This is a genomic window from Halobacteriovorax sp. RT-2-6 (genome assembly GCF_047085025.1).
In the GTDB taxonomy this organism is placed as follows: domain Bacteria; phylum Bdellovibrionota; class Bacteriovoracia; order Bacteriovoracales; family Bacteriovoracaceae; genus Halobacteriovorax_A.
Genome location: NZ_JBKIYH010000002.1, coordinates 544,974 through 561,831 on the forward strand (window position 1 = coordinate 544,974; position 16,858 = coordinate 561,831).

Genomic DNA, 16,858 nt, shown 5'->3' on the forward strand with positions numbered 1-16,858 from the left:
TTTTTAGACATCAATAATATATATATTGACAATAGATTGTATTAATTTATTCAAAGCTAAATCTTAACTTTTTTTACTAATGTGTGATTTTGAGGAGCTAAAAAATGATCAATTATTACCTTCATACACCATCATTGTTGAATCCCCTTCATCAATGATCTGTGATTGTGCGAGACTACGTAATTGCCTTATTTGATTTGGATTTGGTAAATCATAATTTTCACCGAGAACTTCATTCTTATAATAATATTCACTAAGAACTGCTCGTCCACCAAACTCTTCCATTAAAATATCCTTGTCTTGATACGACAATTGGTAGAAATCTTCAGGCTCTATATTCTTCAAAATAATATATGCCCTCTCTGCATTTGAAAGCTTATCCAAAGTATCAACCTCGACTCCAGAACTTTCTTTTAGACTTAAAATAGTTTTACTAAGATCATTAGCAATTGCACTTGAAAGATCATCTGACTCATAAATTTTTATCTCGATCTTTTCGATCCTATCTTCAATATTTACAATTTCTACTTCTTCGAAAGAATTATGATCATCACTCAAAATTATTTCATTTAAAAATGCCTCTTCATTAGCTCTTTCAACAACTGATACATTTGCCGTTTCAACATCCGTGTCGATAAGCATAACTCCTGAAAATGTGATTATAAAAAAGATGACAACTTTTTTCATCATTACCTACAAGTTATATCCATAGTTCTATAAAACGAGTTACTAAGTGGAGCTTTAGCATGCCATGGGTGTACAATTGTAGCTTTCATTCTAAGATACATAGAATTAGCAGAGACATAATACCCATTTCCATTATGGCCTCTTAGAGCAGATAAGCTTTGTAACTTTGTTGCTCCAATGAGATCACAATTATTTCCACCAACGATTTGTACAACAGCACTTGTGGCCTGATTACTTTCAGCTTGGTAGTTAATTTTAAATTGTTTATCTAGAGAGGGAACCGATTCAAAATCAACTTGATAAATATCATTTGTCCCTACAATAGTATTAAATTTATTACTCCAATTACTAGAAGCAATTGAAGTTAGAACCTTAGCTTGTGCTCCTCTTTTTAAAGTAAAGTAGATCTTATTATTATCTTCTACGCCGTTTCTCCCCTTAACAGAACGGAAAGTAAAAAGACCAAGATTATAGTTACAAACGTAAGCATTCCAATTCGTTCTTGCACTACAGCCATTATTATTGAAACTATTATAAGGAACAACGACTGAACCACTAACGCCAGTCAGGGAACCATCAAGGTCTCTAACCGACATTGAATAAGGCGAATCAATCCAATTTTGATTATTCGTTTCATAGTAAAATCTTTTCCAAGGTGTTGTGGCAAATTTCAAACCGCGTACCTTATTTTCAAATCGATTCGCTCCTCCAATATTAGTGATTGGAATTGGAGTAATATTTTTACCATTGTAACTTTGTTGTGTATTTGGGTAATCAAAGAAAGTTACATTATCTAATTCAAAAGGCCCATCATAGACAACGATTCCGGAAACAAAAGAATTACCAGGTAGAGCACTTGCGAGAATCCCTTTATCTTTATTAGAGTTATTTGCTGATTGCCCAACAATTGCCGAATTAGTAAAACGCTGAGAGTAAGCAGTAAAGATTGCCCAACGATTATCTGCTAGTACAGCATTATCAAATTGAGCGGCCCTTCCTCTAAAATAGATTCCACTCTCTGTATTCTTGAAAGCAACCAGGTTTTTAAACACAGGATAAGTAGAAGGCCCATAATGAGCACTTACAAGCTCTCTATCTTCGGGATTATTTGGATTATTTCTTAAGGCCCCATCAGGTGCCCCATCCCATGTGTGACCAACCTTACTTGAGTGGGCCGTATTATTGTCATATCTTAGAGTATTATTCGTTATCGGAGTCGAACATAGTCCGTCAGGAGAACAAATTCTATTTTTTTCAAAAGCCATCCAGAATCCAGTACCTTCAGATCCGGCCGCTACGTTGTATGCTACAGTATTATCTGGGTTAGAAATCCAAAATGTTGATGGACTAGGAAATCTTGCTGAAACACCTCTTACATCTGAAATTAATAAAGCACGAGATTCTGGAACTTTCTTTGAAACCAGACCGATATTATGACTAAGCGTATTCTTTACTTCATTACCATCTTCTAAAAAGTAACCATGTCCGAAGTGATTATAACAAACATTGCCAATAACGCTTACGTAGTTAGTTGCATGAACTGTGATACATCTTTGATAACTATCTGTTACAGACGAGTTTTTAATGTATTGTCCACTTGCATTTCCAACCATATGCCAATGGAATGGATATCTTGCCATCTCCCCCATTCTTCCTAATTTTGAAAATTGGACAGAATCAACATATGCCTTAGCATTTCCCATCACCATAACATGACCACCAAGATATGATGACTCATGTCCGCCACCATATGAAGTAATCAAAATATTACGAGTTAGGTTTGCAACAGTTGCTCTATTATCAAGCGTCCAACTTTTCCCACTATGACTAAGAGTACGATTAACTCCCCAGTGTTTGTGATAGAGAGCTCGATTAAGTACGACGACATTATTATTTACTGAAACAATTTTTACTCTTTCAGCTTCATTCATATCAAATGAAGTCGAAGAAATAATAATCTCATCATTTTTCTTCCAGTTAACATTTGTTGAAAGTGTAATTGATGTATCACCAGGATTAGCGTGACTTGCTAACTTGATGACTCCACTATTCTTATAAGCTCCATGCAGGTGTAATTGTCCTTGACCATGAACAGCAAAGGCCCTCTTTCCCATTGAGTGGTTTCCACTATTTAACTCTAGTCCATCAGCAAGCTCTATTCTTAAATTTCCTTGAAATCTTTTAGAACTTGTTCCACATATAAACTTACCATTCACTAAAATACCTTTGGCTATAATTTGATAGCTTGATGTATTATCTGGGCACCTGAACTCTCCATCAACTTGCAATAAACCGACGTTAATATCACGATCAAGAGTAGCAGTAATCCCATTTGGTATCGTTAAATTTTGTCCACTCGTTGTATAGAAGTCACTAATCTTTCTATCAGTAACATAGGCTGGAATTCGAAAGTAACCACTTTTTCCAATCTGAAGATTCGCTCCACCAGTTAGAGAGATACCGAATCCAAAAACAAGCTTTCCAGCATTTGCTTTCCATTGATCGTCAGAAAATACGTGAGCAAAACGATGTTTATTAAATGTATTTTGGCAAACATTTGAAACAGCGGCTTCACTTGGATTACTTGCTTTAAAGTTTGAAAGTATTTTCTTGCTGCTTAATGAATCACCGGCGTAAATATGAACATTAATGGATTGATTTACTGTCTGATCACAGGCCCAACCACTTACCACCAATTTATTATTTACAAGCTTTACAGCATCAATATGACCTTTAATCTCAGCATATACATTATTTAAACTTAGTATTCCAAAACTAATAACCACAAACGTTCTAAATAAATCTCTCATTTAATTCCCTTATAATAAAACCAGTTAGAATAGATCCTTTGGTATTTTAATCGTGGAACAAAAGTGATTTTAACTTTTCTAAAGAACATTTAATTAAAGACAGTAATTTCAGCAGTTTAGATATTGCAATAGAGCAAATAATCAAGAAAGTAATATGCACAAAAATGTGCAAACAAAAGTAGGTTCATGTTTTAATAGGTAATATTTCAGTATATTTAACCATTCAAATTGTGAGGCTTTTTTTAAACTAATACTAAATTAGGAATGTTGTGAGATGAGAGTTTTTGTGGCAATTGATTTACCTAAAGATATCAAAGAGCATATAGATCAAATAAGCTTTGCACATCAATATTTCAATCGCTACCCTGCTGCCAACTTACATCTAACTTTAAAATATATTGGTGAAGTCTCTGATGCATTATTAGCTCAAATTAACAAATTAATGGTAACGATTAAGTTTTCACCTTTTCCCCTTACGTTTCAATCTTTAGGGTATTTTCATCCGCACCGTAGAGGAACACCGTTATGGATTGGAGTCGAACATAATCCACAGCTCGAAAAGCTACAAACTCAGATTGAACAAAAGCTACAAACATTAGATTTAAAATTAGATAATATGAAGTACACTCCTCATCTCACCATAGGCAGAATGGATAAAGGTATTGGTGAAGAAGAGATAAGAAGCTTCCTTAAGACGGTACAAATACATGACTTCAACATTCTAGTTAATGAGTTTACTTTATTTCATAGTCATTCAACCAAAAATGGTGTTGAATACATTCCTCTAGCAACTTTTTGAGGAATTGGAGTATATATGCCTATTGAAAAGTACTTTAAATACTATCCAGAACATATCAAACAACAAATTGAAGACCTCATTGCTAGTGGAAATCTCAAATCTTACCTGCAAAAAAAATATCCAAACAAGCATGAAATAAATTCTGATAAATTACTTTATAAATATGCAAATGAGCTTAAAGATAAGTATATGCGTAATGTTCCTCAGCTTAGTAAGGTTATTTACGAAAAACAGAAAGATCTTGTAAATGATGCACTTGGTACACATACCTACATTAGTCGAAACCACGGAGGAAAGTTAAAAAAGAAGCATGAAATGAGAATCTCACGAGTTCTTAAAGACGCACCAAAAGAGATGCTCGAAATGCTTGTGGTACACGAACTTGCCCATTTTAAAGAAAAAGATCATAACAAAGCATTCTATAAACTTTGTGAATATATGCAACCAAACTATCACCAAGTTGAGTTCGATTTAAGACTCTATCTTGTGCTACTTGATCAGGGAGAAGTTCTTTTTTAAAGGACTATCCAAAAGAAATAAAATCAAGACAAATACAAAAGCGATGAAAATCACCCTAATCCAATCCATGAGATGAAGTGGAGATAAGTGCAACGCATTTGCCATTAAGTTATATTGTGTGAGAACAAGAGATAATAAGATTGTGCACAGTATGATCAAATTAGCGGCAGTTGTTCGACACTTTGTTAATGCTATAACTATGCCAGCACTCCAAAGAGAAAGCAGTGCCATCGCTTTAGCACGCCCGTGAGCGACATCTTGACTCTCAGAGACCGCACTAATATAAGAGATAATGAGTATTGCAGTCAAACTCAATCCCAATGTTAAAATAGTCATTAACTCTTTTTTATTAAAAAATGATCTTCGATGTGAAAGATCCTTTTGCGTATCTAAATTAATATTTTGTTGAAAAGCAAAAAGAGCAGTAGGATGAATAACTAATTCAAGCCATACTACATGAATTGGCAAATAAAGAAGTTTATAGCCAAGTAGCGGTATTAAGGCAGCTGATAGAACAAATGGTATATGAATAAGTAGTAAGTATTTAAAACTCATTCTGAGATTTTCAAATAATTGCTTGCCCTCACGAATTGCATTTACAATTGTGCTAAAATTATCGTCACTCAAAATGATTGAAGATACCTCTCTGGCACTTCTCGTCCCACGAAGCCCCATTGCAACACCAATATCAGCGGCCTTAAGTGCTGGAACATCATTTACTCCATCACCAGTGACGACAACGAGCTCCCCGGCCTTCTTTAGACTCTCAACAATCTTAAATTTCTGTACAGGATTACATCTTGCAACAACATCAACACCTTTAAAGAACCCTGGATTATCTTGTAACCACTCTTCTTCAAGTTTATGAGGCTCACTCTCGGCAGAAATAATGACAGCTGATTCTTGTATTAGGCCAATATCTTTCGCTATTGCGCGGGCGGTATCGGGATGATCTCCCGTAATCATTAAAACTTTAATTTCATTTTTCATGCAATACTTTAAGGCTTCTTTTACTTCGGGACGGGCTGGATCTTCAAATGCCAAAAGCCCATAAAAGTGAAATCCTTCTTCAGGCTCTAAACAAGACTCCACAAGCTCGTCATTAACCACAAGAGCTGCAACGGCCAAGACCTTGTGACCACCTTTGGCCAATGTCTCAATTTCTTTTCCCCACATCTTCTTTTCTTCGTCATTAAGAGATGATTTAGATAAAATAATTTCAGGTGCCCCCTTGATGACACACCTTAAGGTATTTTCATATTCAATAAATGCCGTCTCTCTCTTTCTATCCTCTGTAAAAGGTATTACCGACAAACGATTAAGTATTGTCGTATTTCTATTCTTCGCTTCATTAATAATTGCAATATCAACAGGATCGGCCCCCTGCCTATTAGATGCCGCAAGTGCCATTGTAAGAAGATGAGACTCTGAAGTATCAGATGCATTCACAAAGTGGGTCAACTCTAAATTACCAACCGTTATCGTGCCTGTTTTATCCGTACAAATCTGAGTAACTCGACCAATATTTTCGACCGATACCGCTCTTCGAACAAGTGCATTGTGTTTCGCTAAACGATAGACACCGACTCCTAAGAAAAAGGAGAAGACTACTGGAAACTCTTCAGGAATAGCAGCAACCGCCAATACTGCTGCACTTAAGAGAGCATCAAGCCAACCATGACCTTGGTAGAGCCTAACCGCTGCAATGACAAAACAGAGCATGACAGCAGCATATATTAGAAATCGTGTGAGCTCTAAGATCGCAGACTGTAAAGGAGTTCTTTCGTGAGCGATCTGAGCGACAGACTGAACGATCTCTCCATATGAAGTATTCCTACCAGTCGATAGTATTCTAAGATTTCCCTTTCCAGCTAAAACTCGTGTTCCAGCAAAGCCTAATATATTTGTTTCAACTAAAGTATCAGCTGTATTTTTAAATGGATCAAAATGTATGGGATTTTTCTTTATCGGGAAGGCTTCCCCTGTTAGTACAGATTCATCTACTTGAAGTGAATCTGTCTCCTCCCAAAAACCATCTGCAGGCAAGTAGGCTCCTTCAGAGGAGAGAACCACAAGATCGCCAGGTACAATTTCATACGAATCAACTTCTACTTTTTTACCATTACGAATTAATATAACCTTAGAGGATAATTGACTCCGTAGAGCTGCCGTTGAGACTTGTGTACGCAAATGTAAAAAGGCATCCATAAAGATTAACGGTAGTGTTGCAAGCATTAGAATGAGAGACTCAGTATAATCACCAACAAGATAAAATACAGCAGATATCCCAACGAGAAACCATACCATAGGGTCCTTGAGCGTATCAATAATGATATCAATCCATGGATTTCCTATGCGTTCGACAATTTCATTTGATCCAAACTTTAAACGTTGCTTGCTAACTTCTTTTTCATCTAATCCATTAGGTGTTCCAGTAAGACCGACTAAACTACTAAATGAGACTTTCTTTTGCATACTGACGTTCACCAATCATTAAAGTTGATCATATTCTAGCAAGAGTAGCATGCGTAAAAATACTTAAGAGGACTAAAGTTTATCTGTTCAATTTGCACAGAAGGCTTTTAACGAAGGGTCCTGAGTTTCTCTAAGACAACAAGAAATAGAACGCGCAATATCAAAAGAGTTCTTTTTCAAATATTCCTGAGCTTTGCTAATAGCATTTCTGTAAACATTATTTAAACTATTAGACTTTATCTCATATTTATTCTTACATAGATTCTTTGTACCATTTTGAACACTAAAACAGGCCTTCTCAATTTCCCCATTTGGATCAAATTCTAAATTACTAAGAACGGGTATCGTAACTCCCATACGTCCGTATTTTCTTTCATAAAACTGGACTTTATCAATCTTATTATCTTCACTAGTTACGAGAATATTTCTTTTATCGAGGCCATTAAGTTTTACCTTTCCATCCCTAAGGCATGATTTCCTATTAACACGATTCGATTGAAGATCATTATATATGCCATCAACAACACTGCACATATGCTGGCCATGCTGCAAGGCCATTTCTTGTCTCTGCCAAGGCTCATCTAAAAATTTGATTACATTAGGGCCTAAGCCAATTAATGGCCCACAATTAGGATCCTGTACCCAGTCGTGATAACCGATTTCCTGACATCCAGTCTTTATCGAAGTTAACATTAAATCAACACCTGTAACTCCTTTAATAAATTTCGTGTTAGATAAAAGTCCAGCAATTCGACTTCCTAAAGATTTCGCATGACTCTTAATTTGTGAAGCTAGTGCGGCCCTACTAATTGCAAACACCCCAGCTTTCTTTTCATTGACAAGCTCACCATACTTTAGCTTAACATCTAACCTAGACTTAAGTTTTGCCTTTTCGAGAACACTCAATTTCTTATAATGAAGGTCCTTATTGATATCTTGATAATTATCTTCCAGATACTTCGCTAAATTTCTATCCATCTTATCTTTAAGAAAAAAGTCACTTTGACTTGCCAGAGTTGTCTTCCTTCCAAATTCCTCAGTTGCAACAGGACTCATACCTCTATCAACAAAGTCTGCGATTTTTTCAATACGTAGTATTTTTTCACGTGTCGAATCATTAAGATTAAACTGATCAAAGACTTCTTTAACAAATTTTTCATCCTGATTATTTAAAGCATCAACAATTTTACGATCTAGTTTTTTTCCATATCCTTCATTATAGAGCACTTCATAAAAAGGACGTCCGTTATAGCGACTAGTGGTTCTTACTTTGGCATTATCATGTACGGACAAAACACTCTTTAAAATATTTTCATCCAAGCCTTTAAATTCGTCAGGAAATTCCTTAAGTAGTCTCATTCCCATCTCGACAACACGCTTCTTATGAGCTTGCATATGTTGATAAAAATCAAGTGCATCATTTACATACTTTCTAGGAGCAAGTTTTTCTGAGATGACTTGCATCGAAGATTTTTGAAGAGCAAGAAAAGTAGATGTAACAACAGGATAGCCAGTAACAGGTAGAGAGCAAACAAGAGCTGAATCCTCTTTAATAGCGGCATCAATTAAATGAGAATGCTCAATATCTCTTAACTGCACAAGTTCAAGACAATCATTTAACGATGAAGAGTTTGCGCAAATAACACTTGTTCTTAAGTAACTTATTTTATCTTTGACCACTTCAGAATTGGCCAAACAACTGCCGGTCTCAGCAAATGATCTACTAGAGAAAGTAAGTAGAAATATGATAAGAATATACTTATAGATTCAATGCTCCTTAACGAGTGGTCATAGAAATATATTCGGTATTAAACGATAAAAGTTGAACAAAATCATCAACTTGAGTTTCTGAAAAGCTTACAATTATAGATTACTAGAATTAGGGAGAATTAGCCTTGAAAGTTAGCACTAAAGCTTACACTATCATTAGTTAAATGATACTCACTTGTGCATAATCAAGGCTTTTATTATCAAGAGAATTTCTTCGTTAACATTTTGAAAGGTTCTTTAAAGGGAACGTACGAATACTTCTCTTCTAATACCTCTGCGGCCTTTCTAAGAACAGATCTCTTTAGCCCTCTTTGAATTATATAAGAAGCAAGATCATTACAAAGAATAAAAATTGCAGAAATTAAAGTTATTTTCTTTCCACGAAGACCAACAGGAAAACCACTTCCATCAGGCTGTTCATGATGCTGATGAAGAATAAAATCAACCTCTGGGTATTTAGTAAATAAACTTGCTAACTCACCTTCTCTCACAGGGTGAATCTTAAACTCTTCCTGTTCATCTTCAGAAAACATTCTTAGATTTGGATCTTTAACTGAATTTATCTTACACAAGTCATCATTTTCTAATGTTGAATCACACAAGAGTGCACTGAGTATAATTTTAGATCTTGTCCCACTTGCCTTATAATTGATGGATTCTAGGATACTACATCCAAATAGAGATGTAAGAATGCTCTTTTCAGCAACGTCTCCCGCGCTAAATGGAAACTTTCCAAGCAGGGCCAATAAATCCGGCTCCTTTTCAATTACGTACTCACATTTTTCAATCACCTTATCAACTAGAGATAAAACAGCATCCCCAGTACCAATCCATCTTAAGTACGAATGGATAATACCAACTGATCGAATTAGGTTCTCAAGCAATACTTTTGTATCCTTATACTTATCAAGCGTAATATACATCTCTGTAATAGCATCTTCTAGAACTTGTAGCTGATCACTTTTATAGAGATATACAAACTTAACTTTTCTTTTAACAAAACTTTGAATTAAAGCTTCAGTGATAAGAGTATTTTTCTTAATCACTTTCATAAATTTATTTGAAGAAAATTTAATATATGCATCCGCTGGTATTGATTTAAATAAATATAAACTTCGAAGCTTTAATGGAGCAAATTCAGATTCATCGATTTCAATCAAGGCCGCACTTTCTTCAATTCTTTTATATTTTAATATGATATCCATAAACACATTTTCTAGTGCGTCTTCATTAAAAGGATATTCAAGGTGATGGGCCACGGCCATCATCTCTTCATCGAGTTGGGATTCTACATTTCCAGCATATAGCGATGAGTTTCCAAAGAATACAAAATCAATACTATCGACAAGTTCACTATATGCAGTCATTAGATCAAGCGCTTCTATATCCTTATTTTCAACATCAATTAAAGCAATATGAAATGGACCTTTACTCAATACTTGATCGATAGCCTCATCTTTAGAGTTCACCTTTACTATCTCGATTTCTTTAGGAAGGTTACTTCTTAGATAATTGTCTTTATTGATATCTTCATCAGTAATATATAATGCTCTTATCATTTCTGATCTCCTAACAACTTTAGCTTAATTAAATTAAATAATAGTATATAATACATATGAATTATTACGATGGGAATTATATGCGATCTAGAGTTTTGATTATTTCTGATGAAAATATCTTAAGTTCCGTTTATGCTGCGAACTTAAGTGCATACGTCGGTTTAAAAGTAATCGTTGCAAAAACAAAAAGTGAAATTCAAAACTACTTAGGTCGTAGAGATTACGTAAATCTAATTGTTTGTGCAAACTTTCTTGAAGATTTCCCAAATATTTCTGATGAAATATTAAACCTCATTTCTTCTGTGAAATTGAAGTCTAATATTATTATGTTTAATAATTTAACTGAACAAAATTCAACAGTCGCAATCCCACCATCTGTTATTTACATTCCTAATCGATACGATATTAAATCAATCGTTAGATCATCAGCAAAGCTAATGAATGTTACGGCAAAAGATATGGTTGCATTAGATGTTGGAGATTTTTACCCACTTCCACTAGATCTACTTAAATTAACTGATCAGGCCTTCTGTGATATTTATCTTCGAAAAGAACAAAAAGATGAAGATGAATTTGAATTAGTATATTCAAAGGATGATAAGATTAATGAAAAAGACATAAGTGCAGAAGATGATCAAGTCTATGTGAGGTCAGAAAAAAGACTTCAGTGTATCAACTTTTTAACGATGCAATTAATCATGCACTTAAAAACAACAGCTACGCCAGAAGAAAAGCTTAAGGCCGTTGAAGTCTCATTAGAATCTCTTGCTTCTGTACTCTTAAGCGATGAAGCAAACCTCGAAGAGGTATCAAAAGTAAGCCAAACTTGTATAAAAATCATCAAGGAAGTTATTGAAGAATCGAGTGAACTTGAAAAATTATTAGCATATCTTCTTGCAAATAAATCATCATATCTTTATACCCACTCTATTCTTGCAACATATGTAAGTCAGTTTATCTTAAAACAAGTTTCGTGGGGTAACTCTGCTCAAGAAGAGAAGATGGCCTGCGCTTTCTTCTTTCATGATATTTACCTAGCACCAGTCTACAAAGAACATCCTGATGCATTTGAAGTTGAAGATCTTGCATATAAACTTGATGTTAGTGAACAGAACTTAAATTATATTTTAAGGCATGCCAAGCTAGCAGCAGAGCAAGTCTCAAAGCTTAAAAAACTTCCTAACGGTGTTGATCAAATTATCCTGCAACACCACGGTACAAGAAATGGAGAAGGCTTTGCTATGGATCCAGGTGATGATATCTCCCCTCTTTCAAAAGTTATGATGATCTCAGAGTCATTTGTGAACTTCTTCTTTGAAACAAAGGATAAGGGACAAAACTTTTCAAATGAACAATTAATTACTTTTCTAAACCAACAATATACTAATAAAAGTTATCGTAAGCTTATTGCTATCTTAAAAGACCTAAAATAAATAAAATATACCAGAGGATCCATGAAAAGATCCTCCAGTATTTATATTTATGATTCAACTTCTTCTAAAATTTTTCTTCGAGGTCTTGCTATTAGTGAATAAAAGCAAGGAACAACAACTAGAGTAAAAATAGTTGAAAGAAAAACCCCACCAATAATAACTAGGGCCATAGGCCTTCTTGTTTCAGAGCCCGCTCCCACAATGACTGCCGCTGGAACAGCAGATGCAAGAGTTGTGAAAGTAGTCATAATGATAGGTCTAAAGCGTGTTTCACAAGCCTCTAAGATGGCATTCTTTAACTCTTTGCCTTCATCTCTTAGTTGATTTGAAAATTCAACAATAAGAATAGAAGTTTTCTTAACAATCCCCATTGTGAGTAAGATACCAATCATCGAGTAGATATTTAGAGTACTTCCAGACAACCATAGTGCGATGAATGAGCCAGCTAATCCAAAAGGTATCGCCAGAAAGACAGTTAGTGGATCTGAAAAAGAATTAAACTGACTGGCCAGAACCATATAGGCAATAACAAGTCCTAAAACCATGATCATTAAAACACTAAAGAGTGATTCATTTAGATCCTTCGAAAACTTTAAGTAATAACCCTTTGGCAATACTTTCTCACCAAGTTCTTTGATATAATCAATTGCCCTACTTTGAGCAACACCAGTTTTTAAATTGGCATCAACTCGAATCCCTCTGGCCCTATTTTCACGATAAATAGACTGTGGTCCAAATGCATCTTCGATCTTTACAACATCATTTAGAGTTACAAATTCTCCGCGATTATTTTGAAGTAGTAGTGACGAGATATTTTCGCGTGTACGATCTTCCTCTGCTAATTGAACAAATACATCGTAACGTCTACCACGCTCCGTATACTTTGTTGCGGCCGAACCAGCAACTCCGACATTAAGAGCAGTTGCAATAGTATTAACTTCAACACCACGTTGTTGTGCTTTAATTCGATCAGGAATAATGTGAACTTCAGGAAGCTGTCCGATGTCATCGGAGCGAATTCCAACCATTAGATCAGATTCTTTCATCCCCTTTTCAAGTTGTTCATATAATTGTGCTTGAATTGCGGCATCTGGCCCCGTAATTGTAAACTCAATTGGACTTCCTCTTCGGCCACCAATGGCAGATCCCATACGATCTCTAATGATAATCTTTAGACCTTTTATAACAGATAATTCTTTTCTCAACTGAGCTGCAACTTCAAATTGAGTGAGCTTTCTCTGATCGCGGTCTTTAAGAATTAAAACACCAAAACCACGGTTTCCAGAAGTAGCACCTCGTCCACCACCAACTGCAACAATCATTCTTTGAATATTTTCATTTTTAGAAACGATTTCTTCGTACTCTTTAACTTTCTCATTTGTGTAATCTAAGCTCTTTCCATCTGGAGCGATGAAAATTACAAACATGAAGCTACGATCAGACTCAGGTGCAAATTCCTTATCGATATGATTAAGAGATAAGAAAGCAACAAGAATCAGTGCAGTCGATACAAGAAGAACTTTAATTCTATGACCTAGTGCGAACTTAAGAATTCCCATGTAAACTTTATTTCCAAACTCTACGGCCCTATCAACCCAAACGTGAACAAAGATTCCTTTTGAAGCAACATTTAAGAATTGTGAACATCTCATTGGTGCTAGAGTCAGGGCCTCTAGAGAAGATAGAGATACAGCAATACAGATTGTTAAAGCAAACTCTTTAAAGAACCTTCCTTCGATTCCAGGCATTAGTGTAATAGGTGCAAAGATAGCAACAAGAACAGCGGTCGTGGCAAGAACAGCAAATGCAATCTCACGACTTCCTTTAAAAGCTGCCTGTACCTTATCATGTCCCTTCTTGGCGTAGCGAACAATATTTTCCAACATAACAATAGCATCATCAACGACAATACCGATTGCTAAGGTTAGTCCAAGAAGAGAGAATGTATTTAATGAGAATCCCATTAAGTACATAAAAGAAAACGTTCCAATAATGGCAGTAGGAATGGCCAGAAGAATATTTATGGTTGCCGACATTGAGTTCAAAAATAGCCAACATACTAAAGAAGTTAAGATTACTGATAGCACAAGGTTTTGAAGAAGTTCATCAATTGATAACCTAATAAAAGATGTTCTATCGAAGTTTACAGAAAGATTTGTCCCCTCAGGCAAGTTCTTAGAAATCTCTTCAACTCTCGCCTTAACTCTATCCGCAACATCAACTGCGTTAACACCTCTTTGCTTGTAAATTGGCATCGATAGCGATGGTTTTTGATTAACACGTGAGATACGCGTACGATTTTCAACACCAGCGTAAATATTTGCAACTTCAGAAAGTCTTATCGGTACGTAATTAGCTTGGCCACCACGTCGATTAATAATCATATTCTTGAAGTCTTCAACTGTTCGTCCTTCACCTAAGACTCTTAAACTCTTCTCATTTGAAACCGTCTCAAACTTACCAGCAGGTAGCTCAACACTTTCTCGTTGGAGTGTAAGAACAATATCAGAGAGAGTTAATTGATACGCTTCTAGCTTATCAGCGATAACATCAATTCTCATCATAGGCTCTCTCGCACCAAAAGCACGAACTTCAGAGACCCCCTCGATTGTAGTCAGCTGATCAATAACACCATCTTTAAACAAAATATTAAGTTCTCTTTCAGACAAAGTATCTGAAACAAGAGCTAAATAGAGAATTGGATCATCAGCTGCGTTGGACTTTGTCACTGTTGGAGTTTCGACATCGTCAGGAAGCTGTCTTTGAGCACGTCCTAGAAGAGTTTGAACTTCCTGAAGTGCGAAATCAATATCCTTATCAAGTGTAAACTCTAAATCAATTCGTCCTTGCCCTCGTCCAGCAGTAGATGTCATATCTTTAATCCCTTGCATTGAAACAAGAATAGATTCGGCCGGCTCTAATACGTCTTTTTCCACAACTTCTGGAGTTGCCCCTTCATATTGGTAGGCGATTGAAATTGATGGGTAATCAACATCTGGGTTTTCATTAATTCCTAATTCTCTAAATCCTAAGATTCCAAAGAGAATGAGAGAGAACATTAACATCCATGCAAATACAGGATTTCTTATCGATAATGATGATAAACTCATATATAACCTTCTTAATTTTTAGGGATATTACCTAAGTAAGCATTCGCTTGATAATATAAAGACTTAACTTCAAGAGACGATCTAATCGCTAACTTCTCAAGATCAATAACATCATCTAGTGACCTAATAACTTCAATCTGTGTAACAAGGCCTTTATTTAGATCTTTCAACTGCTCTTGATACGAAGCACGACTTCGAAACAATGCTTTTCTAAGTGTTTTTAATTCATTTTTCTTATATTCAAAATTTTGAACAAATGCATTCCAACGATTTTTCGTATTACGTCTACTGAAATCAATTTGGGCCTTGTTGATTTGTGAAGCGATTCTCTTACTTACAACTCGAGACTTTCTTTCACCAAAGTCTAATAAGTTTAAAGAGACATTGAGACTTACACCCCAATCACGCTCTCCAATCTCGTTCTTATCAATATTGTAATTGGCCCTAAGATCAACCTGGGGATAATATGCAGCCTTTTCGATCTTTGCTTCTGCAATAGAAGCTTCATAATCATACTTCAAACTTTTAAGTTCAGGTGTGTTCTCAAGATCGACATTTAATGAAAGCGTTAACTTTAATGGATCAACACTATCTTTCACTTCAGCAATATTATCGAGTCCAGAAAAATTCATAAGATCAGTCATCGAAGTCTTTACCTGTGCCTTACTTTGTACAAGTCCTGCTTCGAGGCGATGTAGTTGGGACTCTAGAGCAAATAGATCGGCCTTGCGATCTCGTCCAATTTTTGTTCTACCTCTAACAATACTAACCCTCTTTCTTAGGTTCTCTAATAATGCATCGACTCTTTCTTTTTCTTCAATAGCGGAAGACATTTGAAAGAATAGCGACGTGAATTGAGAGTAGTACTCTGCAAGACTTCTATCTGTTAGAGCTTTAGCTTGCTTTGGAACAATTTTATTATAGTCATATAGAGCAAACTCAGCTCCACCTTGAAATAGTTTCTGATTTAAAGAAAGGAAAACTTCTGAATCAACTTCATTATTACGAGTTGTAACATTGCGATACTCTTCACTATAAGTATTAGTATTTACAATATCAACTGACGGATAGAGTGTTGACTCTACAGTTTCAAGGTCTGAAATAGTTTTCTTCTCTGTAAGATCGAATACTTCAACTTGTTTTGACTTTTTTAAAGATTTTAAATAAAGATCCTCAACTGAAGCGCTGCTTAAGCAAGGAACAAGTGTAAAAAACAATAATCCAATTTTATAAAACTTCAAGAATTAGTCTCCTGTATATTTTTAACAAAATTTTCAATTACCAGTAGTGCATCTGTTACTTTTTTAACCTCAGATGAATCAATATCATCTAGGTTTTCTAAAAAGCGACAGCTAGCAGCACTTCTGACTTTTTCAAATTTCTTTTTGCCTTTTGATGTAATTTTTAGATTCGTGATTCTTCGATCTGTTTTACAAGTCTCACGAGATATATATTTATCGTTGACCAAAGTATCTACTAATTTTGAAATGGCCGCACAAGATACACACATGACTTCAGCTAGGTCACTTACTGAACATGTGCCATTATCAACTCTTGCAAGGATTCGATATTTTGGAAAGCTAAGCTCTGACTCACTAGCACTTTTAATATACGATCTAATAATGCCCATGGATGATGGGATGACTTCGATAAATTTACGAGATAATGAATCTTTAATAATACGTAACCTTGTTAA

The 16,858-nt window shown here is 35.3% G+C and carries 11 protein-coding genes; 3 read left to right on the forward strand and 8 right to left on the reverse strand.

What is annotated here, in order from left to right:
• Nucleotides 1–108: 108 nt before the first annotated feature.
• Nucleotides 109–690, reverse strand: coding sequence for a hypothetical protein (locus ACMAYS_RS11100; RefSeq protein WP_412463296.1), 582 nt, complete (start codon nt 688–690; stop codon nt 109–111).
• Entirely contained in the window at nt 690–3,497 is a 2,808-nt protein-coding gene (locus ACMAYS_RS11105) for a G8 domain-containing protein (RefSeq protein WP_412463297.1), read from the reverse strand. Before ACMAYS_RS11105 ends, ACMAYS_RS11100 begins: the two co-directional genes overlap by 1 nt.
• A 274-nt stretch (nt 3,498–3,771) precedes the next feature.
• Between ACMAYS_RS11105 and thpR the strand changes: the two genes are divergently transcribed.
• Together thpR and ACMAYS_RS11115 are read left to right on the forward strand one after the other, a co-directional pair.
• Nucleotides 3,772–4,296, forward strand: a complete 525-nt coding sequence (thpR, locus tag ACMAYS_RS11110) for an RNA 2',3'-cyclic phosphodiesterase (protein WP_412463298.1) — start codon at nt 3,772–3,774, stop codon at nt 4,294–4,296.
• 15 nt (nt 4,297–4,311) lie between these two features.
• Nucleotides 4,312–4,815, forward strand: coding sequence for a YgjP-like metallopeptidase domain-containing protein (locus ACMAYS_RS11115; RefSeq protein ID WP_392992947.1), 504 nt, complete (start codon nt 4,312–4,314; stop codon nt 4,813–4,815).
• Here the strand turns inward: ACMAYS_RS11115 and ACMAYS_RS11120 are convergent.
• The 3 genes from ACMAYS_RS11120 to ACMAYS_RS11130 all read right to left on the reverse strand — a co-directional run bounded on the left by ACMAYS_RS11120 (nt 4,786) and on the right by ACMAYS_RS11130 (nt 10,619).
• A complete protein-coding gene (locus ACMAYS_RS11120) occupies nt 4,786–7,290 on the reverse strand; it encodes a cation-translocating P-type ATPase (RefSeq protein ID WP_412463299.1) in 2,505 nt (834 codons plus the stop codon). The genes ACMAYS_RS11115 and ACMAYS_RS11120 overlap by 30 nt on opposite strands.
• A gap of 87 nt (nt 7,291–7,377) precedes the next feature.
• Entirely contained in the window at nt 7,378–8,985 is a 1,608-nt protein-coding gene (locus tag ACMAYS_RS11125) for a hypothetical protein (protein ID WP_412463300.1), read from the reverse strand.
• 275 nt (nt 8,986–9,260) lie between these two features.
• Complete coding sequence (locus ACMAYS_RS11130; protein WP_392992954.1) at nt 9,261–10,619, reverse strand: hypothetical protein; 1,359 nt, start codon at nt 10,617–10,619, stop codon at nt 9,261–9,263.
• Between the two features lie 56 nt (nt 10,620–10,675).
• On the opposite strand from ACMAYS_RS11130, the gene ACMAYS_RS11135 reads away from it, so the two are divergent.
• Nucleotides 10,676–12,052 (forward strand): HD domain-containing protein, encoded by a 1,377-nt coding sequence (locus tag ACMAYS_RS11135; protein ID WP_412463301.1) that lies wholly within the window; start codon nt 10,676–10,678, stop codon nt 12,050–12,052.
• A gap of 47 nt (nt 12,053–12,099) precedes the next feature.
• On the opposite strand, the gene ACMAYS_RS11140 is transcribed toward ACMAYS_RS11135, so the two are convergent.
• From ACMAYS_RS11140 to ACMAYS_RS11150, 3 genes are read right to left on the reverse strand one after another with little or no spacing between them, the layout of a single operon-like run.
• On the reverse strand, nt 12,100–15,162 hold the full coding sequence (locus ACMAYS_RS11140) for an efflux RND transporter permease subunit (RefSeq protein WP_392992959.1): 3,063 nt from the start codon (nt 15,160–15,162) through the stop codon (nt 12,100–12,102).
• Between the two features lie 11 nt (nt 15,163–15,173).
• Complete coding sequence (locus tag ACMAYS_RS11145; RefSeq protein ID WP_103218338.1) at nt 15,174–16,403, reverse strand: TolC family protein; 1,230 nt, start codon at nt 16,401–16,403, stop codon at nt 15,174–15,176.
• Complete coding sequence (locus ACMAYS_RS11150; RefSeq protein ID WP_103218339.1) at nt 16,400–16,792, reverse strand: MarR family winged helix-turn-helix transcriptional regulator; 393 nt, start codon at nt 16,790–16,792, stop codon at nt 16,400–16,402. Before ACMAYS_RS11150 ends, ACMAYS_RS11145 begins: the two co-directional genes overlap by 4 nt.
• Nucleotides 16,793–16,858 lie beyond the last annotated feature (66 nt).